This window comes from Colwellia marinimaniae (genome assembly GCF_002207865.1).
Taxonomy (GTDB): Bacteria; Pseudomonadota; Gammaproteobacteria; order Enterobacterales; family Alteromonadaceae; genus Colwellia; species Colwellia marinimaniae.
In genome coordinates this window covers 21956-41949 of sequence record NZ_BDQM01000031.1, presented here as the reverse complement: position 1 = coordinate 41949, position 19994 = coordinate 21956, and the positions used below count along the sequence as shown (strand labels likewise).

15 protein-coding genes are annotated in these 19994 nt (G+C 39.8%); 5 read left to right on the top strand and 10 right to left on the bottom strand.

The genetic code is table 11. The features are described from left to right. Positions 1-976: 976 nt before the first annotated feature. The 3 genes from MTCD1_RS14820 to MTCD1_RS14810 all read right to left on the bottom strand — a co-directional run bounded on the left by MTCD1_RS14820 (position 977) and on the right by MTCD1_RS14810 (position 5221). Positions 977-1357 (bottom strand): ACT domain-containing protein, encoded by a 381-nt coding sequence (locus tag MTCD1_RS14820; protein WP_057180600.1) that lies wholly within the window; start codon positions 1355-1357, stop codon positions 977-979. Between the two features lie 471 nt (positions 1358-1828). Continuing rightward, entirely contained in the window at positions 1829-3949 is a 2121-nt protein-coding gene (gene pta, locus MTCD1_RS14815) for a phosphate acetyltransferase (RefSeq protein ID WP_057180601.1), read from the bottom strand. Between the two features lie 33 nt (positions 3950-3982). After that, a complete protein-coding gene (locus MTCD1_RS14810; RefSeq protein ID WP_057180602.1) occupies positions 3983-5221 on the bottom strand; it encodes an acetate/propionate family kinase in 1239 nt (412 codons plus the stop codon). 209 nt (positions 5222-5430) lie between these two features. On the opposite strand from MTCD1_RS14810, the gene MTCD1_RS14805 reads away from it, so the two are divergent. Beyond that, positions 5431-5979, top strand: a complete 549-nt coding sequence (locus tag MTCD1_RS14805; RefSeq protein WP_057180604.1) for a DUF412 family protein — start codon at positions 5431-5433, stop codon at positions 5977-5979. Between the two features lie 83 nt (positions 5980-6062). Here MTCD1_RS14805 and rlmA read toward each other — a convergent pair whose 3' ends face one another. Both rlmA and xthA read right to left on the bottom strand, forming a co-directional pair. Beyond that, the gene (rlmA, locus tag MTCD1_RS14800) at positions 6063-6878 is read right to left on the bottom strand and encodes a 23S rRNA (guanine(745)-N(1))-methyltransferase (RefSeq protein WP_057180606.1); all 816 of its coding nucleotides are present in this window, start codon (positions 6876-6878) and stop codon (positions 6063-6065) included. A gap of 12 nt (positions 6879-6890) precedes the next feature. After that, entirely contained in the window at positions 6891-7697 is an 807-nt protein-coding gene (gene xthA / locus MTCD1_RS14795; RefSeq protein ID WP_057180608.1) for an exodeoxyribonuclease III, read from the bottom strand. Positions 7698-8174: 477 nt separating this feature from the next. On the opposite strand from xthA, the gene MTCD1_RS14790 reads away from it, so the two are divergent. The 3 genes from MTCD1_RS14790 to MTCD1_RS14780 all read left to right on the top strand — a co-directional run bounded on the left by MTCD1_RS14790 (position 8175) and on the right by MTCD1_RS14780 (position 11196). Next, positions 8175-8891 carry a winged helix-turn-helix domain-containing protein gene (locus MTCD1_RS14790; protein WP_057180609.1) on the top strand — a complete coding sequence of 239 codons (717 nt, stop codon included), beginning with the start codon at positions 8175-8177 and terminating at the stop codon, positions 8889-8891. A 170-nt stretch (positions 8892-9061) separates the two neighbouring features. Then, a complete protein-coding gene (locus tag MTCD1_RS14785) occupies positions 9062-10351 on the top strand; it encodes an ATP-binding protein (protein ID WP_057180611.1) in 1290 nt (429 codons plus the stop codon). Between the two features lie 194 nt (positions 10352-10545). Continuing rightward, positions 10546-11196 (top strand): VC2046/SO_2500 family protein, encoded by a 651-nt coding sequence (locus MTCD1_RS14780; RefSeq protein ID WP_231732990.1) that lies wholly within the window; start codon positions 10546-10548, stop codon positions 11194-11196. A gap of 6 nt (positions 11197-11202) precedes the next feature. On the opposite strand, the gene MTCD1_RS14775 is transcribed toward MTCD1_RS14780, so the two are convergent. Further along, complete coding sequence (locus tag MTCD1_RS14775) at positions 11203-11700, bottom strand: YchJ family protein (protein ID WP_057180612.1); 498 nt, start codon at positions 11698-11700, stop codon at positions 11203-11205. Between the two features lie 254 nt (positions 11701-11954). On the opposite strand from MTCD1_RS14775, the gene MTCD1_RS14770 reads away from it, so the two are divergent. Continuing rightward, positions 11955-14414, top strand: a complete 2460-nt coding sequence (locus MTCD1_RS14770) for a S9 family peptidase (protein WP_057180614.1) — start codon at positions 11955-11957, stop codon at positions 14412-14414. Positions 14415-14577: 163 nt separating this feature from the next. Here MTCD1_RS14770 and MTCD1_RS14765 read toward each other — a convergent pair whose 3' ends face one another. From MTCD1_RS14765 to MTCD1_RS14750, 4 genes are all read right to left on the bottom strand, one after another. Then, positions 14578-15291 carry a DUF3379 family protein gene (locus tag MTCD1_RS14765; protein WP_057180616.1) on the bottom strand — a complete coding sequence of 238 codons (714 nt, stop codon included), beginning with the start codon at positions 15289-15291 and terminating at the stop codon, positions 14578-14580. Beyond that, positions 15284-15799, bottom strand: a complete 516-nt coding sequence (locus MTCD1_RS14760; protein ID WP_057180617.1) for a sigma-70 family RNA polymerase sigma factor — start codon at positions 15797-15799, stop codon at positions 15284-15286. The genes MTCD1_RS14765 and MTCD1_RS14760 overlap by 8 nt, the downstream gene beginning before the upstream one ends. 293 nt (positions 15800-16092) lie before the next feature. Beyond that, positions 16093-17862, bottom strand: a complete 1770-nt coding sequence (locus MTCD1_RS14755) for a BatD family protein (protein ID WP_057180651.1) — start codon at positions 17860-17862, stop codon at positions 16093-16095. Positions 17863-17918: 56 nt separating this feature from the next. Continuing rightward, positions 17919-19994, bottom strand: a complete 2076-nt coding sequence (locus MTCD1_RS14750) for a vWA domain-containing protein (RefSeq protein ID WP_057180619.1) — start codon at positions 19992-19994, stop codon at positions 17919-17921.

Below are 19994 nucleotides of genomic sequence, written 5' to 3'. Positions count from 1 at the left end.
GACATTTTGAAAAAGGTGTGTAACATAGTGGATGTATTCATGAATATTGACGTCAATTGGGTTTTAGAGAATTTAATAATCGCCGATATTCATGGGTACACCTAACCTTATTTAACTATTTTTATGCTTTTTTTAATGAGTCTCCCGGCCCAAGGGTTTCACTTAGGCGAAATTTTCTGCGAAAAGAGAGGGTATCTTTAGTTAGTTTATCTCATCTTTTTTCACCGTAAGCGCTGGGGAATTAAACCCAACTAAGATTAAAAAGTTATGGGGATTCGTCAGCATCCATGGGGCTCGGCACAAACATCAGGACAATATGCTCCATGCATTGTCTTATAAGGTACATCCTGTACCGTCATGCTTGTGAAGCTCGCTTTTATCACTTCAGCAACACTTCCTATTAAGTCATATAGTTGCCATGTGGACAACAGTATGATGGAACAGAGCCACTTTATCGGAGTTAAAAAAGTGATGATAGTCAGCAAAAACTAAAGCCCTATCATTACTTTAGGGCTAGTTTTTTTAGCATTTAATACCTTAATTACTGTTTGATATCGGCGCTAATATTCGCCACCACCCATATAAAACCTAACCCCTAAGCCAACATTGGCACTATATTCCTAAGGCGCTATGAGCCCCTGAACGCCACAGAAGTATGAAGTGGAAATGTCAGCTTTATGAATGGAAAGCTGCCCCTCGTTGCCTCTGATTTTATAAGCCAAAAGAACAAATTCAGTATTAAAATAGAGTTTTAATAAGGTCAGCTATCGTATCAAAGTGGTCATTATACTGGATGATTTTTAACAACAAATTTAGACCTGTTTGTGGTAATAGCAGAACTAAAACTTCACCTAATTTATAAGTGAATGATCGTCTTTCTTAGGGGGGAGGTCTGTTCTGGGGTGATGACAGTTTACGGCACTAGTAATAAGGTGATCATAGTTTTCCAATATGCAGGTTATTTATTGCTTTGGCATTATATTATTATATATTGATTAGCCCGTAGCGCTGCAATGGCTTGGTTGATAAATTCTTCTTTAACCAGGATATAATCGGTATCGAAAGTGGAAATGGCAAAAATACTAATTTTCTCATTGGCTAATACCGTGGAAATTTTCGATAAAATGCCGGTCATTGTTAAAGCTAAAGGGCCAACAACCTCTAGAGCCTGCCAATTTAATTCCACTTCATCACTGTCAATAGTAATATTTTGCGGTAAAACGATGGATATTTCATCGAAAGTTTTGGCGATAAAAAAGATACTGGCGCTAAATACTTCACTTGGGATAATCGCACTTTTGGATAAACTATGAATGGCAAAGTGCTCGTTAATCAGTCTAAGCGTTAACTGTGTCATTAAGGCCCTTAAATTGTTATATGACCTTAACTATAGCACTTGTTAGTTATCGTCAGGCTTAATTTATCCTGATTGTTTTACATGCCATTGATAGTAGCATTTGAAAATGGCAAGCTCTCACTGAAAGTTATTTATAGTGGCCATTTACGAAGCTTTTACTAGGTTTCCTTTGGGTAATGTTAACAGTTATCTTGATATTTTCTATCCACAAAACCTGTGGATAGAATTGTTAGTAATCTTGTGGTAACTAGCTTTGCCATTGAAAAATAAGGAAAAAACCAGTAGCTCATTTTTTGACTAGTTAGGTGGTAAATACAAATAAATAAGATAAGTTATCAAAATAGCCTGTTGGATCCTTTTCACGGTGGAATTAAGGTTTTATTGCGGTTAAACTGGTTTAAAGTCACTTTAACTGCACATTAAACCTTTAGATGAGTATTTATTAACAAGCATTGATAAAGCGGGCTAAGGTTATTGTGTCGCCTGTATTGCCGTTAAGGCTATGGTATAAACAATATCATCCACTAATGCTCCCCGTGATAGATCGTTAACGGGTTTATTCATGCCTTGTAGCATAGGGCCTATGCTTAATAGACCAGCTGAGCGCTGTACCGCCTTATAGGTGGTATTGCCAGTATTTAAATCTGGGAATATAAACACCGTCGCTTTCCCTGCTACCGGACTGTTTGGCGCTTTTTTCCGGGCGACATTCTCCATAATGGCGGCATCATATTGTAGAGGTCCATCAATAATAAGATCAGGGCGCTTAGCCTTGGCTATTTCAGTTGCCTTAGCGACTTTTTCTACATCAGCCCCATGTCCGGAACGGCCAGTACTGTAACTGATCATGGCAACTATGGGTTCAATACCAAACGCTTTGGCTGAGTCCGCAGATTGAATAGCAATATCGGCTAACTGTTCGGCATTAGGATCTGGGTTAATGGCACAGTCGCCATAAACAAGCACTTGCTCAGGAAGTAACATGAAAAATATCGATGAAACTAAAGCGCTATTGGCAGCGGTTTTAATTAATTGTAATGCGGGTCTTATGGTGTTTGCGGTGGTATTAACCGCCCCTGAAACTAGGCCGTCAACTTGACCAAGTTGTAACATCATAGTAGCTAAAACAACATTATCTTTGAGGTTTTCCAGTGCAATAACATCCGTTAAACCTTTATGTTTACGCAACTCGACCAAAGGGCCAACATAATTTTCTCTAATGGTATCGGGATCCGTTATTAATAAGTTATCAGGAAGGGTAATACCTTGATGCTCGGCTATTTGCAGAATTTCTTCTTTATTACCCATAAGTTGACAGCGCGCAATATTACGTTCACAGCAAATTGCTGCCGCTTTGATTGTGCGTATGTCGTTTCCTTCAGGTAGGACTATTAGTTTGTTTGCCTTGCGAGCAAGTTCGGTTAATTTATGCCTAAAGGCTGGGGGTGATAATAAATTATAACTATTGTTTTTTGAGGTAAGGCTTTCGAGCCAATGACTACTTAAATTATCGGCAACATGCTGCTTTACTTTATCTTGACGTTGGATATCATCTTGCGGTATTTCTGGGTTAAAACTCATGATGTGACGTGATGTTTGCCAAGTGTCCCAGGGTACAGATAATACCGGTAAACCTGCTTCAAGCGCTTGTTTACATAAGTCCCAAACTTGCTTTGATGGTTCAAAGCCATTGGTTAATATCATGCCGCCTAATTTAGTACCATTTAATGCTGATAAACAGGTGGCAATAATAATATCGGTGCGGTCGCCAGGGGTAACAATAAGGCGGCCAGGGACTAAATAACTGACTAAATTAGACACGGTTCGTGCACAAAAGGCAACGCTGCGAAAGCGGCGATGTGCCATATCACCGTGATTAAGGACTTTGGCATCAAGGTAGTTACTTATGTCACAGATGCGCGGAGCAATGAGGTCTATGTCCCACATTATGGTGCCAAGTAAATCAAAGTTCCGGTCTTTAAAAATGGCTAAATCTAACCAGTCTTTTAGTTTGAAATCACTTTCTATATCTTCTTCTTTTGGCAATAAACCGTATTCGTCTTGATCTGGGCAATTGAGTTTATTGATTACACAGCCAATGAGCTGCTTGTTTTTGATACCGCCATAGGTTTCAGCAGTGACTAGCAGTCGGTCTTCAAACTCTTCGGCACTGTCATTGCCAGGGCTAGCAACCAATACTATGTTGGCACCGAGCGCTTGGGCGACATCACGGTTAATACGCCCAGCATAGGGTTGTCTTGCTGTGGGTACTAAGCCTTCAATAATGACTACGTCGTGATCTTTTTTAAAGGCATTAAAATTGGCAACAATTTCTTCTAACACGGCATCGTGCAGGCCATCGCCCATTTTTTCTTCGACATAACTAAGTGATATGCTAGTGCTATTTTGCGATAAGCTAATAGCATCAATGGTTTTATTCTTTTTAGCTAAGCTATTACGCGAAGGTTGGCTAATGGGTTTGAAGTGTCCAACTTTAATACCTTTTTGTTGACAAGCATGTAATAAACCGAGTGAGACACTGGTTAAACCGACACCTGAGCCAACAGGGATTAACATAATTCTATGGGGCATAAATTAAATCCTACTTAACGTGATATGGAGCATTTACTTGGCTAAATTTTTTAATAACAGCGCTGATTGTTCGGCTATTACCCATTCTTCATTGGTGGCAATAACCCAAATAGCTCTGGCGTTTTTTGTGGCAATATTAGCTGAGGCGCCAAAGCGAGTTGCTTGGTTCTTATCTTCATCTAAAGAAAAGTTTAATAAGCCAAGTTGTTTCACTATTTCAGTACGCACCCAACTTGAGTTTTCACCTATACCACCGGTAAAAATAAGGCCGTCTAGTTGAGTTAAGCTGGCGCTATATGAGGCGATGCTTTTAGCAATACGGTAACAAAATACCGTCAGTGCTAACGTGGCTTGCACATGATTATCTTCTAACATGGCCTTTTCTAAGGTACGGCAATCATTACTTAAACCGGAAACACCTAATAAGCCACTTTCCTTATTGACTAATTTATCGACATCATTAATGGCGTAACCTAAATTATCTACTAGATGAAAGAGAATGCCGGCATCGATATCGCCACAACGAGTGCCCATCATCACGCCTTCGCCAGGTGTCATACCCATACTAGTATCAACACTCTTACCATTTTTAATAACGGTAACACTACAACCATTGCCTAAATGGGCACTGATCAAGTTACATTGCTCTAGCGGCTTATTTAAGTATTTTGCTGCTTGTTTAGCGACAAAATAATGGCTGGTACCGTGAAAACCATAACGTCTTATGCCGTGTTCCTTGTACAGTGAATAGGGTAGCCCATAGAGGTAGGCTTTTTCTGGCATACTTTGATGAAACGCCGTATCAAATACTGCTACTTGCGGTAAGTCGGCAAAAGCTTGCTGGCATGATTTAATACCAATAAGGTTCGCTGGATTATGTAATGGAGCTAGTTTTGCCAATTGAGCAATCGCTTGCTCTACCACCTCAGTAATTAACCTAGGCTCTGAATAATGTTCGCCACCATGAACAACCCTATGACCAATAGCACTGATATATTGAACTAAATTAAGCTGTCGTAAATGCTCTACTAAGACAGTCAGTGCTGCTTGGTGATTAAAGGGAGCGGTTAGTTTATAAGACTGTTTTTCCTCACCCTGCTTGATGGTGATTCTAGCCGTTGAGCTGAGTAGACATTCGGCTAAACCTGATAATAGCGTTTCGCCAGTCAATGGCCTGATTAAGGAAAACTTAACGGAAGAGCTGCCACAATTAATCACTAAAATGGCAGTTGTATTAACTGATACTTGGCTGGGCGATTTTTGTTGGGTCATGTATGTTGTCTTTTAAAAAAGTGAAAAGGTTTAGAGATAATAGATGCAATAATATTAGTGTCTTCATTATAGCGCTGGACTTGCTTAAAAATCTTGATGCAAAGTAATAAAAGACTGTTTTATTGGCGTTTTAATGATTACTATTCGTACTCATTAGTTAGTTACATTTCTGACTGTTGCTTATAAGCTCTAACTGCTATAGTAGTGATATGAATATCTCCGTTGTAGAACTCATTAAATTGGGGCAAAAATATTTAGCACTTTGGCCTGACAAGCCAGAACTAATGCAGTATTTTGAGGATTATCGAGCAGTACAAAGCGCCCGCTTTATTTGTCGATATTTCCCTGCCTTAGCCATGTTTACTGTCATTATGCAGCTTTATTTAGCCTCAGGGTATCCATTGGGCCAAGGCTCGATAAATAATGCCATAAATGCACTACCGCAAGCGCTGGTCTATGGTTTGTTTTTAATCAGTATGCCAGTACAGGCCTTAGTTTTATCTGGGGTAAAAGCTGATAAGTTGTTACCACCATCACTGGCTTCTTGGTATCACAGTGGTTTAGAAAAGGTAAAGCAGCAGGGTAAAGAGAAAACTGCTGAGCAAGTCGGTTATAGCAATGATCGTAACAATGAGCAAAGTAATGGTCGTAGCTATAGTCACAGTAATAAAAATGCGATTGCTAGCTTAGCAACCTATAAACCACGCTATATCGATCTTGCGCAACTTTTACAATTAACCTTTGCAACGACAAAGTAACTCTCGCTACTTTGTTTATTGTTAGCGTAAACGTTTGTTGTGATAAAAGTGACTTCCCCGATTATCCATACTGTTGATTATTATTACTTTTGATATAAGCGCAGAACAAAATCAGCTTGGCAACTGAATTCTTTTTGTTGCTTTAATTGGTTAATTAACTCTTTACTGGCTTTAAAGGCAAAGGGTGTCATTGCTAATAAATTCAACACATCGTCACTATTAGAGAAGTTCATCGGGTAATTTAAGCGTTGTTCTTCAATCAAGGTTAATTGCTTAATTACTTGTTTTGCAGTGTCATGTTTATTCGCCTGGCGATATATCAGTGCTTTAAGCTCAAATAAATGGTTATCGGCCGGTGTAACCGTCAACAAATAACCCTTGTCTTGTAAAATACGAGTAAACTCATTTTCTAAAATGGGGGCGTAAACACTATATAGCCAGCCAAAATGGCCATCATTAAAAGGCAAGTCAGCAAGTGTTGCCACGCTATAAAAACAATCTTGATAGCGTTTTGCGGCTATTTTTATCGTTTCTTTGGCAATATCAACGCCGTAGACACTATTATGCTCAGTTTTATGCTGATGAGTATAAAAACCTTCACCACAGCCAGCATCAAAAACGGCGGCGGTTTTATCACCATACTTTTGATAGAGCGCTAACATACTGTCAAGCAAGGGCTGGTAATAGCCTTTATCTAAAAATGCCCGTCTAGCTTGTACCATTGCCTTGTTATCGCCAGGCTCTTTTGAGTGCTTAAATTGAACCGGCAATAAGTTTACATAGCCTTGTTTTGCTTGATCAAAGCTGTGCTTATTTATACAACGGTAGCTCTTTTCAGTAAGTAACAAGGCTTGTTGGCAAAGCGGGCATCGGTATTGCGCTAGGTTTTCAGTATGCATGTAGAGTGAACCTTAAGAAAATGTTGACCAAATAGGTGCATGATCTGAAGGTTTCTCAATGCCGCGTAATTCATAATCAATATCAGCTTCAATACATTGTGCTGCCATATCTTTAGTTGCTAGAACAACATCAATACGAAGGCCGCGGTTATCATCAAAGCCACGTGAGCGATAATCAAACCAAGAATATCGTTCACTAGTATCAGGGTGTAATTTTCTAAAAGTATCAATAAAACCCCAATCCATTAAGGTTTTTAGCCATTGACGTTCTTCGTCTTGGAAAGAACATTTACCACTTTTCAACCAACGTTTACGGTTAACTTCGCCAATACCTATATCAAGGTCAAGTGGTGAAATATTGATATCGCCCATGACGATGACATTTTCATCATTAGTGTGGTTGTCATTAAGGTAGTTCATTAAATCTTGGTAGAACTTGCGCTTGTAGGGATATTTAGTTTCGTGGCTAATATTTTCGCCTTGTGGAAAATAGCCATTTAATACCGTAACTTTCTCACCTTTATCGTTGGTAGTTGTTACCATAATCATTCTGCGTTGTGCTTCATCATCATCGCTAGGGAAACCGCGCTGCACGGTATCTGCTGCTTTTTTACATAACATAGCGACGCCATAATGTGCTTTTTGACCATGGAAATATACATGGTAACCCATGGCTTCAACCGCTGCTAAAGGGAAAACTTCATCATGTACCTTAATTTCTTGTAAGCCAATAATATCGGGTTGATGTTTATCGATAATCGCTTGCAGTTGGTGAAGACGGGCACGAAGGCCGTTAATATTAAAACTGATAATTTTCATAGAATTCCTAATGAATTTTAGCGAACAATATCGATATGTATTGCTGGGTAAATTAAGCGGTTGATCTTGCGTGTTTATCTATCGTCTCGCAAGGTTTATTTTACCAAGGTGCGGTGGGATTTTCATTTTAGTCTCTGCTATTGAACAATTTTGAGATAACAAGGCGCAAAGAGTGTGCTGTGCTCCTGAATATGCAACGGGTATATATGCTTAAGCATGGTCTGACAAACTGCCTGATGTAGCGCGATTTTGACGTTTTTTAACTCCGTTAGTGTGAACGTTAGCCACAGCCCTTGATGTTATAAAGTGTAATTTAAACGTAACAACTGGTAGAGGCTATTGTTTAACCGTAATAACTTGTTTAAGCTAAGCCTAAATGAGCAACACAACATAACTGTTAATACAGTTATCAGTACCGTTATTCGTACCGTTATTTATCAATAGCATAAATAACACGTATTAAATAAGGAAATGTATATGCCAGATAGTAACCCAAACGTAAAAAAAATATTATTGGTTGAAGATGATCGTCAATTATCCGATTTAGTCACCGACTTTTTAACCAATGAAGGCTTTCATGTTAAGCAAGAGTATCGTGGTGATACCGTTGCTAAACGGGTAAAGCTTTTCTCGCCAGATATCATTATTTTAGATGTAATGTTACCCGGTAAAGATGGCTTTGGTGTTTGCCGTGATTTACGCCCAGAATTTACCGGCCCGATATTAATGTTAACAGCAAAAAGTACTGATTTTGACCAAGTGTTAGGCTTAGAAATTGGCGCTGATGATTATGTTATCAAGCCAGTTGAACCGCGAGTATTATTAGCGCGAGTTAACGCCTTATTACGTCGCGGCGATTTACCTAACCAAAATGAAGAGAAAGCTGAAATTAACTGTGGTGGTTTATTTATCAGTAAAGCCTCACGTAAAGTGACTTTGCAAGGTGAAAATATTGACCTAACCAGCCAAGAATTTGATTTATTATGGTTACTGGCCAGTAAATCAGGTGAAGTACAAAATCGAGATTATATCTATAAAGCGGTAATTGGCCGTGAATATGATGGCTTAGACAGAAGTGTTGATGTGCGAATTTCTCGCTTACGTAAAAAATTACATGACAGCACTGAAACGCCATTTAGGATCAAGACTATTTGGGGCCAGGGTTACTTATTTGTGCCAGACGCATGGGGCTAGCTCTAGGGGATAGGTCACTGTAGCCATTAGCCATTTGCACTCAAAGTGCAGGTTTTACTGGTAATTGCTATATAACCACTAAAATATCAAGGCTTTGTTTACTTCTTGCCAGTGACAAAGCCTTTTTCTTAAGCTTACTTTTACTCCATTCTGTTAATTAAGGCACATTAATGAAATTAGGTCGTTCGTTTTTTAATCTCTATTTCTTTATCATATCCACTTTTATCATTTTTTCTTGGGCACTCGATGAAGTGTGGGCATCTTATCTAGAGCAAGATATTGAATCCTATACCGGTTATAAAACCATGATGATGGCCTTAGGGGATTATGTTCAAAAGCATCCAGAAAACGAATGGCAGGATATAGTTTCGGGTGCCGGAGAAAAATGGGAACTACCTTTAAAACTCATGTCTTTAGCAGAAGTTGATGCCATAGATCACACCGAACATAATTCGTTAACACATACTAATACCCATATTTATTATTTTGATGGTAATGTCGTACTGCATTATTTACTTAAAGGCTCCGACTCTGTTCTTACCTTAGGTCCGGTAAAAATGCCAACTAGGCCCAGATTAAAGGCCATTTACCGCGTGTTAATATTAGCCTGTTTTGGCGTTATCATTTTTATTTGGTTATGGCCGATGTCACGGGATTTAGAATTATTAAAAAAAGCGACCAAGGAGTTTGGTCAAGGAAATTTTGATAGTAAGGCCCCTGCGGCAAAATCAACCATGATAGCGCCGATGATTTCCTCCTTTAATATGATGGCAGCGCGTATTCGACGTTTAATTGAAGCCCATAAAGAGTTAACCAATGCCGTGTCCCATGAGTTACGAACGCCTTTAGCGCGAACCAAATTTGCTTTACAGATGCTTGACACAATTAAAGATGATGAAAAAAGAAAAAAGTACCAGCAACAAATTAGTAATGATGTGCGTGAATTAGAAGAGCTGATCAATGAAATGCTTATATATGCTGCTTTTGATAATGACAAACCTGAACTGAACTTTAGCCGTACTGACTTGAACGAGTTAGTGAGCTTACAAATAGCCAGTCATGATCAGTTTGTCAGCTCGATAGAGTTTATTAATAAACTGCCGAATAACCTTGTTTGTTGTGATGACCACTTTATCGATAGGGCGGTTAATAACTTTATTAGCAACGCCATTAAGTATGGTAATGGCCAAGTGAGAGTGACACTGTCATTAGAAAATGAACAATGCCAAATTTGTGTTGAAGATAATGGTGATGGTGTTTCTGATGAATTTAAGAAAGTTATTTTTGATGCATTTTCACGTGGCGATCAATCAAGAAACCGTGAAACCGGTGGTTTTGGTTTAGGTTTAGCTATTGTTGCTCGCATTATGGAGTGGCATCAAGGGCATGCAGCTATCGGTGATAGTGAGCTTGGTGGTGCGTCCTTCACACTTACGTGGCCAATAAAGCAAGTGACTTAACTTAACTTAACTATTATCAGCGGTAAGTAAAAGTAGTACTTAAACGTAGTGCTCAAAGGTAATAATTATTGGCCATAAAATCGCTTAATAAAGCAGTGTAATAATTAATTGTAAATTTATGCTCTTATCGGCTAAATGTTTTTTACTTTTAGCCGATAACTTATTTATCAAGGCATAAATAAGAGCATAGCGCAGTGGCCGTAGAGCTATCACCACAGTTTTCAAGCAATAATTTCGCTCCAGATAATGAAGTGAGTAAGAGCAGTGCTGAGCATTTGGTCACTGATTTTTCAGTCACTAATGTATTGCTACATGAATTGCAACTTGGTGAGCAGTTGAATGAAAGTGTTGGACAAACACGTCGTGCAGACTTTACCTTGATGCTGGCAATGTTAACGGATGATGTCCGTGAACAAAGCCAATTTTTATTACCTCAAGCAGCCGAGCCTATAACGGCAGACTTAAGTAATATTGCCTTGAGAAAAAAATTCAACCTAGCTGCATCAGCACCTTTAGCACTGTCTGCACCAGAGGATGTTAAGCAATTCAACCAAGTACAAACGATTGTCGATAACGATTTAGCCAATATACATTTAACTAACGCGATGAAAGCTAAACCGTTAGCTTTTCGTGATGATAAAAGCCATATCGACACGCAAGTGCTGCAAAATACCAGTTTATTTACTCAGCTTAAGCACAGGCAAATCACCGCAGCGGCAACACCAGCTAAGCCTGGAACGAATAACGAGGCGGATAAACCGCTTAGTCAGCCACTGAACTTCAATGCTCAGGCCTGGTTAGATGGCATTCAGCAAGCACTCATTAAAGCACCACTACTTAACTAAGCCTAGTTAGAATGATCGAACCTGCGATTTAGCACAGCACTGTTTAAACTTTTTGCCTTTTTTAGCGGACCAAGCTGTTGCATATTGGTTACATGGGCATAGTTCATTGCGTTTAATTTTCTTTATCTGGTTATGCTCAGTAATGTCACCATCAAGGTAGCGCCACTGGTTTTCTTCAACAGTAAAATTAGACTTTTCTCGTAATTCCCATAAGGTATTATCGACGACATAATAGGCTGAAAATTCTACCGTGTTTTTACTACTGGCATGTATTTTTAACGCCAACCACAAACATTCATCCGCCCACGCTTGAATTTCTCCTAGCGACTGCTTTAGTTGCTGAGCAGCGCCATAGGTAGCAAAAATATATTGACCATTTTTTGTTGCGTAGGCACTAAAGCGTGAGCGCATCAATTGCTCAGCCGTGCTGGGTTGCTGCTGTTGTGTAATATAAAGTTGGCAACAAGCATTAAATAATAAGGTTGAACCGCACGGGCAAAGCATAACAAAGTGTCCAATGATGGTAGTATCAGTAAAGCCTGTTATTTTAGCGTTTTTTTAACGCATATAAAACGGTATTGGTCGTTTTATCTTACCCTTTATTTTATTTTATTTTATTTTCGATTAGGATAACGCCTCAGAGTAAAGCTAACTTAATTACACTAATTTAATATAACAGCAGAGCAGTCAGTGTGTGCGTTAACTTGGCACTCTGCATTTATTCTTTAACAAAAAAACTCAACAAAAGAATTTATTTTATGAAAATACAACTCATTGCCGTAGCGCTTAGCTTTTCATTAGCCGCTTGTAGTAATACTCAGCTTAGTGAACAGCTTAATACCTCTGCGCCAGACAAAGTGCCCAGTACTGTGGCAGTTAACGCACAAGCAAGCACTATTATTACCTTAGAGCAAGTGATGGCAGACCCTGATTGGTTTGGTCGTGCACCAGAATCATGGTATTGGGGCGATGATAGTAACACTGTCTATTATCAGCAAAAACAATTAGGCAACCCTTTACGTGATTTGTATGCCCTGGATCTGGCTAATAGTAGTAAGACCTCGCCAGTAGATTTATCGATTAAGCATAAAGTTGCCGATAAAAATGCCAAGTTCAATCAAGCGCGTACCCATAAAGTTTATACTTTTAATGGTGATGTTTTTGTTAAAACCTTAGCGAGTAATACGGTAAAACAGCTAACATTCACCTCAAACACTGAGCGTAAGGCATTCTTTTTGACCAATGGCGATATTGCCTATCAAGTGGCTAATGTTTTTTATCGCCACAATAGCCAAACAGGTCAAATTAAAGAATTGGCAAGTTTGCACATGTCAGACAAACCCGCGGGCGTCACCGAGCCAAAAAGCTACCTAGCTAAAGAGCAGCATAAGCTCATTGCATATATTGCCTTACAGCAGAGAAATGCGCAGTTAAAGCACGCGCAAAAACAGCGTTTAGCCGCTGAAAACTCTGCGGTAACCGACAGTAAATTTTATTTTGGTAAAGATAATAAAGTAGCCTATGCTAGCCTGTCACCAGCAGGTGATAAATTATTGGTCAGCATAGCCTTGGCAAAATCTAGCCGTGATAAAAGCGATATTATGCCTAATTACATTACTAAAGAGGGTGTTATTGTCGCTAAAAAAGTACGTGCTCGTGTAGCCAACAACCGACAGTATAAAGAACAACTTTTTATACTTGATTTAGTAACAGGTACACAACAAGCTTTAAGTTATGACAGCCTACCGGGTTTTGATGAAGATGTTTTAGCGAGTGTTAAAGCGGAAAACTATGCTCGTGCTGGCAAGAAATATAAGTCGGAGAAAAAAGCGCGTAACATTCATGTGCTTGGTATGTATAACCCCATTAAGTGGAGCGAAGACGGTCAACACCTGGCGATAATGTTAGAGGCTTGGGACAACAAAACACGTTGGTTAACCACGGTTAATTTCTCTGATAATACCTTAGTTAGCCAACATAAACTCCATGATGATGCTTGGATTAACTGGAACTTTAATGAATTTGGTTGGTTAAATGCTGATAATAACGCCAGCCTTTATTACTTATCGGAAGAGTCTGGCTATTCTCATTTATATCACAAAAATTTAAACGCTAAGGCGGTTAAGCTAACGTCTGGTGCCTTTGAAGTGAGCAGTGTTACGCTAACGCAAGATAATCAGCACTTTATTTTTAAAGCCAATAAAAAACACCCAGGTATTTATGAAATATACCAAGTGGATATGGCTAAGAATCTAATTGCATTAACAGACTTAGGGGGTAAAAACGATTATGTGCTTAGCCCAGATGAATCAAAACTGTTAATTGAGCATTCTACCGTTACTATGCCGCCTGAGCTATATGTGCAAAATATAAATGCGGTAGGCACTGCTAAGCGCATTACTTATACGGTATCTAAGCAATTTTTGGCTATGCCTTGGGCGGCACCAACGGTTGTTGCTATACCTTCAAGTAAACAAAAACAGCCAATTTATTCAAAAGTATATTTACCTAAAAACTTTGATAAAACTGCCGATAAAAATCGTGCTGTTATGTTTACTCATGGTGCCGGCTACCTACAAAATTCTCACTTGGGTTGGTCAGGTTATTTCCGTGAATATATGTTCCATTCCATGTTAGTTCAACAAGGTTATGTGGTTATTGACATGGATTACCGCGCCTCAGCCGGTTATGGACGAGATTGGCGTACCGCGATATACCGTCATATGGGCAAAGTGGAAGTAGAAGATATGCGTGATGGTGTTAATTGGCTCATTGAAAATGCCAATGTTGATGCCAAGCGTGTTGGTACTTATGGTGGCTCTTATGGTGGCTTCTTAACGCTGATGTCTCTATTTACCGACCCTGATTTATTTGCTTCAGGGGCGGCAATTCGCTTAGTGTCTGACTGGGCTTATTATAACCATGGTTATACTGCCAATATTTTAAATACTCCTGAAGATGATGCCATAGCCTATGAACGCAGTTCACCGATTTATTTTGCTGAAGGACTGAATAAACCCTTACTCATCAATGCGCCTATGGTTGATGACAATGTCTTTTTTGAAGATACCGTACGTTTAGTACAACGCTTGATTGAACTTGAGAAAGAAAATTTTGAAACAGCTATTTATCCGGTAGAGCCACATGGTTTTGTGCAACCAAGCTCGTGGTTAGATGAGTACCGTCGTATCTATAAGTTATTTGAAAACACGTTATAGACTAGTCTTTGTGCGGTGCATAAGTCATATGTTTGACTTTTGTACCGCGCTTTTTGTATCGCACTTATAAACACGACCATTCTAATCGTCGTATGATGAAGACAAAAAAGCCCTGCTATCACTGTTAATAAGACAGCGACAGCAGGGCTTTTTTATTGCAAGATTAAATAAGCCAAGACACAGTTTCACTGATTTTTTGTTGCCATTGTCCTAAAGACTCATTTTTATCAGCAACGACAATAATATTACTGTGAGTAAACTCAAGCGAGCTACCAAACAATTTTTTGTCATTAAAATGAGGGCTAAAGCTTAATTGCTCATTTTTAGGGACAATAAAGACAGTAACAGGGCTGGTTTTACCTTGATAAACTAAGTGCAAACTTTTCATACCATCAAAACGGCAATAATCGGCAAATAACAACTTGCCTAGGGATTGACTGAAGTTGCCATCAAACGTCGCCATCTTCTGGTTTAATGACGCTAAGGTCACTTGGCTAGTAGCATTGTTAGCAAAACTGCCTTGCTCATGATAAACATGGGCTAGGGCATAATCCCCTAAATTGTTATAAGCACTGGAGAACTGCATAAAGTTAAGCATTAAGCCACCAACAATGGCGACAGAGGCTGCTATCGCTAAATGCACACGCGTTTTACGCTTTTGCACTTGGTGACTTGCCAAGGTTTGACGTAAGATCAGTTTTTCGGCTAAACCTTCAGGTACTGGCACCTGTAATGCGCGCATGATTTTTTCATCTAATTGACAAATTTCTTGGGCAAATTGTTTTTTGCTTGGATCTTGTTGCTGCGCCGCGATAGTGTCAGCATCTTGGTTATTGGGATCGGCATATATAGCACGTCGAAATTGCAAATCATCCATTGTACATACCTCGTTTTACCGGTTGTGCCGCTAACACTTCTTTTAATTTGTTTCTGGCTCTAAATAAACGTGTCATCACAGTATTTTTATTTAGATTTAACATGGTGGCAATATCGGCGCCACTAAAACCACCTAATACTTGTAAAACTAACGGCTCTGAATATTCTGGCGGCAGTTGCGCTATTTTTTCTCTTAACCAGTGGTTTTCAAGCTCCTGCTCTGTGGTCACTGATTGAGTATCTGTTATGTTTGCCTCTTCATACTCACTCATCTCAAAACGCTTTCTTTCGAAGCGCCGGGCATTCTCTCGTCGTAATATAGTGATTAACCAGGACTTGGCGGCTTTTTCATCTTTTAACGAATCAAGGGCTCGCCAAGCACGTAAAAAGGTTTCTTGCACCAAGTCTTCCGCCACTTGTTTTTCGTGGCAGAGCCAATAGGCATAACGGTATAAATCACCGTGTAGCGCCTTTACTAGCGCCTCATATCTAACTTGTTTTGTCATCATATGGTTATAGACCCTAGCATAGGCAAGTTTATTTCAAGCGGCGGTAAATTTTTTAATTTATGCAATTTATTATAGCTAATGCTTAACCTTTAAAATTAGCTATGTTGTAGTTAGGTGTTGGTAATATAGTAAGCTATTGATTTTACAGTGAGTGTTGGTGGTGTGATAAAAGCGAGCGTCACAAGCATGGATGCTTGTGCAGAGCCCCATGGATGGGTTTATGCGTCTCGCTTGTTTACTCGCCCACACTAAACAACAACAGAGCCTTAAAATTAGCTTACAAATATGCGCTTTTAAGGGTTAAGTGCTAATAAGTGCTTGGTATTATTTTTTTCACCTTGTTGTTTCTGCACCGTTTGAATGGCGGTGAGTAAAGTCAAACCTTGCCATGACGGTGCGCCATCAATAGCACTCTTGCCATAAAGGTGCTGCTGTAAATCATTCAATGCGGTGGCAAAGCTTTGCTCTTGAATACACTCTTGCGCTTGGGCAATATTATGGATTTTTAGTCCAGGTCTATCACTGGTGAGTAATTGTCTTAGCCAAGGCAAGATCAAATGTAGCGCTTGCTCGGCATTATTTTTCTTACAGGCGGCTAACAGAGCAAGATAGTGGCTACCCGAAGTAAAGGTTTTTGTTACCTTATTAAATTGAGCCGGCTTATTTTTATGACGGCTTTGCCGTAAATAAATACTTTGAATAAGCCATGCTAAGCTCGTTAATAGCCATAAGCTAAGAAATAGCCATTGCCAGCGCTTATCTTGCACAGCTGCTACTGAGGTGGCGAGGGCAGTCTGCTCAGAAAAGTTTTCAGCATTATTAGCTGTGTTCTTCGCCATATTATTGGCCGCGTTAGCGGTGTCGTTTATTGCTTTTGTAGGATCATTGAACGGGTCGGTAGCAAAACTGCCTTCTGCTGCTTGTACCGAGATAGTTTGTGTTGGCAGGGTGGCATGTTCAATTTTATTGGTGATGGTATTGAACCAAGTAATACTCATAGCGGGTAAGACAAAGTCCCCCACCATACTTGGTACTAGGGCAAAATTTTGTACCTTTTGGCTGACCAAGCGATTGTTGCTTAGGTTGGCATGTAACTCAGCTTGATCTGGGTATATTTTCAAACCAGGGCTACTTTTCATTTCAAGCTTGGGCAGTTGTGCTTTTGAAAGGCCAGCAGCAGTTAAAGTGATAGTACGAGTAATAGGCTCGCCGACGGTAAATTGAGCATTACCTGCTTGCCATTCTTGATGTAAGGTTAATATATCAGTCGGTAACCATGGGGTGTTGCTTGGGTAGTTGGCCGGTATGGGTAAGACAGTTAAGAGAAGTTCATCGCCTAAAATTCTCACTGGTTTCGTTTGCGCAAAGCTTAAAAAACTTGAACGCCGGGTAGATGATTGCAATATCTCACCGGAAAATAGCGGTGCTTTTAACCTAAGTTCACCACTTTGTTCCGGGGTAATAGCATAAGTTTGTTCAATTACCCGGTAACGTTTACCATTGATAATGCTATCAGACTGCTTGTCTTTGCCTATTTTTTCAATGGTAGCACCGCGTAAACTGGGCTCAGTTAAGTTGCCACTTTTAAGATCTACGGCAAAATGTAGCTTTATTGATAGGGTCAATAACTGTTGTACATATACCTCAGTACTGGATAACTCACTGGTGACAAAAATATCAGCTTGTGCCTTGCTACTGGTATCATTTGTTGCCACCACGGTCAGCTCAATGGGGTCACTTTGTCGGTCTGCAACCTTAAGGGCAGGGATGATAAATTGCCCAGGGTTACGGGCAATTAAAATTATTTGCCATTTAGTGATACGGGTGGTTTTAAAGTTGATCATACTGGTTTGTGAGCTAACCGATGTTTGACCGATAATAAAATCACCAAGTAAGGGACGGGTATCTAAAGCTTTCGGGCCGACATCGTCATCGGCAATTACCGTTAATATTATCGACTCATTAATCATCGCTGGATTTTTATCAATAGTGGCAGTCACTTTTGATAAAGCGTAGGCATTATTGCTTAACAAGAGTGTCGCCATAAGTAACAGGGACAGCATGAGGCTCTGTAAAAGAAATAAGGGCACCTTAGCTGTTAAAGGCATTGAAGAATTACTTACCACTTTTTAGTTACTCCTTGAGGCGAACCCTCATGTCGGCGCTTTTGATATTCGAGGCGCATTTTATTTCGTAATAGTAAATAAGGATCGTCAGTGACCTTATTTAAAAGTTGTTGATGTTTTTGCTCAAGTTCTTGTGCTTTGTTATCGCTGGCTTGTTGAGCTAGCGATTTTTCATCGCTTGGCTGTTGTTCATCGTCGGCAGCTTTACTTTGCTCTGCTTGTTGTTTTTTTTGCTGTTCTTCTTGTTGTTTACTTTGTTCATTTTGTTGCTCTTGCTTATTCTCCTCAGCAGCTTGTTGGCTTTCTTGTTGCTCGCTTTGCGGTTGCTGCCCTTGTGAGTCCTTATTTTCTTGGCCCCCTTGCTGTTCTTGTTCTTTATCGCCAGGTGATTGTTCTTGTGAGTCCTGATCTTTCTTATCACCTTCAGACTGTTGTTCTTGCTGTTTTTTCAGCGCTTCAAGTATGGCTAAATTCTCTTTGGCATCGGTCAAGTTAGCCTCTTTTGCTAGCGCCTTTTTATAAGTTTCGATAGCCTCATCAACTTTTTGTAACTGTGCTAGGGCATTGCCCTGATTATACAATGCTTGTGCGCTGTCGCTTGCTTTAAATGCTTGTAATGCTTGTTCATAATCACCGGCTTTGTAGTGAGCACTGCCTTGCCATTGACTATCTTCAAATTGCTCAGCCGCTTGTTGATAATCTTTTTGTTGATAGTATTGTTGCGCTTGTTGGTCTGAGGTTTGCCATAAATCTCGCCAAAATTGATTTGCACCACTGATGGTCGCATTGGCGTAGACATCACTCTTGCTATTAGTGCCAGTGGTGGTGTGCAAACTAGATGTTGTCGGCTCTTGCTTGGTGTTCAGCTCAGCAGCATAACTGCGTGGACTTAGGCTGGTTAAACTCAATACTAACGTCAGTGGCATTAGCCATGTTATTGCTAATATACTGGTGCCGCGGCGAAAGTAGCTTAATAGCAAGGGCACAATAATGATGAGTAACCAAGGGCCTTGCTCTTGGTATTGGTCGCCTAACAATGCTTGTTTACTTTGAGCTTTACCTAGTTGTTTATTGTCTGAGCCAACCTTGTCCTCAAGGCTATTACTTAAATGAGCCGTCAGTGCTTTGATATCCGTGTCATCGTTGGTCATGGTATGATAAACCCCTCGGCTACGCTTACTAATCGCCGCCAGTCTAGCCGCGGGTAATTTGGGCACCACGATAGCGCCTTTATGATCTTTGAGTAACTTGCCGCTACTTAGTTTTATCGGGGCACCATTTTTACTACCGACACCTAAAATATTCACTTTATGGCTGTTGCCATTTGCCCAAGCGTAAATATCAGACATTTCTTCATTATCAATATCATCAGTCAACCAATAAATATCACCGCTAATATGACCGGCATTCTTAAGAGTTTGATCAGCTAAGATTAAGGCTGCCAAAGCATTTGCCCCATAAACAGGCATAATGTCAGGTGACAATGCCGGTAACAGTAGCTCGATATTTCTAATATCTTGCGTTAATGGACTAATAATAAAGGCATCACCTGCATAGGCAATTAAACCAATATCACCTTCGTTGATTACTTTCAGTAAATCGAAGGCTTTATAGCGAGCACGGGTCAATCTATTGGGTTTTACATCGGTAGCAAGCATGGAGTAAGACATATCCATGATAAGTACCGAGCCACGATCTAGTTGATAAACCGGTTGTGGCAATTTTTGCCAAGCAGGTCCTGCTAGGGCAAAAATAATAGCACTGCCAATAACAAAAGGTTTTAACCAATAAGAGCTTTGGGATGAGGTAACTGATGTTGTTTGGCTGTGCGTATTTTCCAATAAGGCGTTGGCTAAATGCGCAGGGAGGAAATGCTGCCAAGGTGATTGGTAATAGCGGATCTTTTTCAGCAGAAATAACACCACTAATAAAGCGAAAAAGGCGAGTAACCACCAAGGTCGAATAAAGTGAAAGTTATTGACTATGCCTTCGAAGCTGAGACTATCTAAAGTAAAATTGCTAGCTACTTGGCTTAAATCAGTTGATAAATTAGTTTGTTGTGCTGACAT

What these genes read in the sequence shown, in the direction of transcription:
- rlmA (WP_057180606.1), bottom strand. Translation starts at nt 6,878, where the DNA reads ATGCATACTGAAAACCTAGCGCAATACCGATGCCCGCTTTGCCAACAA.
- MTCD1_RS14755 (WP_057180651.1), bottom strand. Translation starts at nt 17,862, where the DNA reads ATGCTGTCCCTGTTACTTATGGCGACACTCTTGTTAAGCAATAATGCC.
- MTCD1_RS14810 (WP_057180602.1), bottom strand. Translation starts at nt 5,221, where the DNA reads ATGACCCAACAAAAATCGCCCAGCCAAGTATCAGTTAATACAACTGCC.
- MTCD1_RS14805 (WP_057180604.1), top strand. Translation starts at nt 5,431, where the DNA reads ATGAATATCTCCGTTGTAGAACTCATTAAATTGGGGCAAAAATATTTA.
- pta (WP_057180601.1), bottom strand. Translation starts at nt 3,949, where the DNA reads ATGCCCCATAGAATTATGTTAATCCCTGTTGGCTCAGGTGTCGGTTTA.
- MTCD1_RS14750 (WP_057180619.1), bottom strand. Translation starts at nt 19,994, where the DNA reads ATGTCAGCACAACAAACTAATTTATCAACTGATTTAAGCCAAGTAGCT.
- MTCD1_RS14765 (WP_057180616.1), bottom strand. Translation starts at nt 15,291, where the DNA reads ATGGATGATTTGCAATTTCGACGTGCTATATATGCCGATCCCAATAAC.
- MTCD1_RS14775 (WP_057180612.1), bottom strand. Translation starts at nt 11,700, where the DNA reads ATGCTTTGCCCGTGCGGTTCAACCTTATTATTTAATGCTTGTTGCCAA.
- MTCD1_RS14770 (WP_057180614.1), top strand. Translation starts at nt 11,955, where the DNA reads ATGAAAATACAACTCATTGCCGTAGCGCTTAGCTTTTCATTAGCCGCT.
- MTCD1_RS14785 (WP_057180611.1), top strand. Translation starts at nt 9,062, where the DNA reads ATGAAATTAGGTCGTTCGTTTTTTAATCTCTATTTCTTTATCATATCC.
- xthA (WP_057180608.1), bottom strand. Translation starts at nt 7,697, where the DNA reads ATGAAAATTATCAGTTTTAATATTAACGGCCTTCGTGCCCGTCTTCAC.
- MTCD1_RS14760 (WP_057180617.1), bottom strand. Translation starts at nt 15,799, where the DNA reads ATGATGACAAAACAAGTTAGATATGAGGCGCTAGTAAAGGCGCTACAC.
- MTCD1_RS14790 (WP_057180609.1), top strand. Translation starts at nt 8,175, where the DNA reads ATGCCAGATAGTAACCCAAACGTAAAAAAAATATTATTGGTTGAAGAT.
- MTCD1_RS14820 (WP_057180600.1), bottom strand. Translation starts at nt 1,357, where the DNA reads ATGACACAGTTAACGCTTAGACTGATTAACGAGCACTTTGCCATTCAT.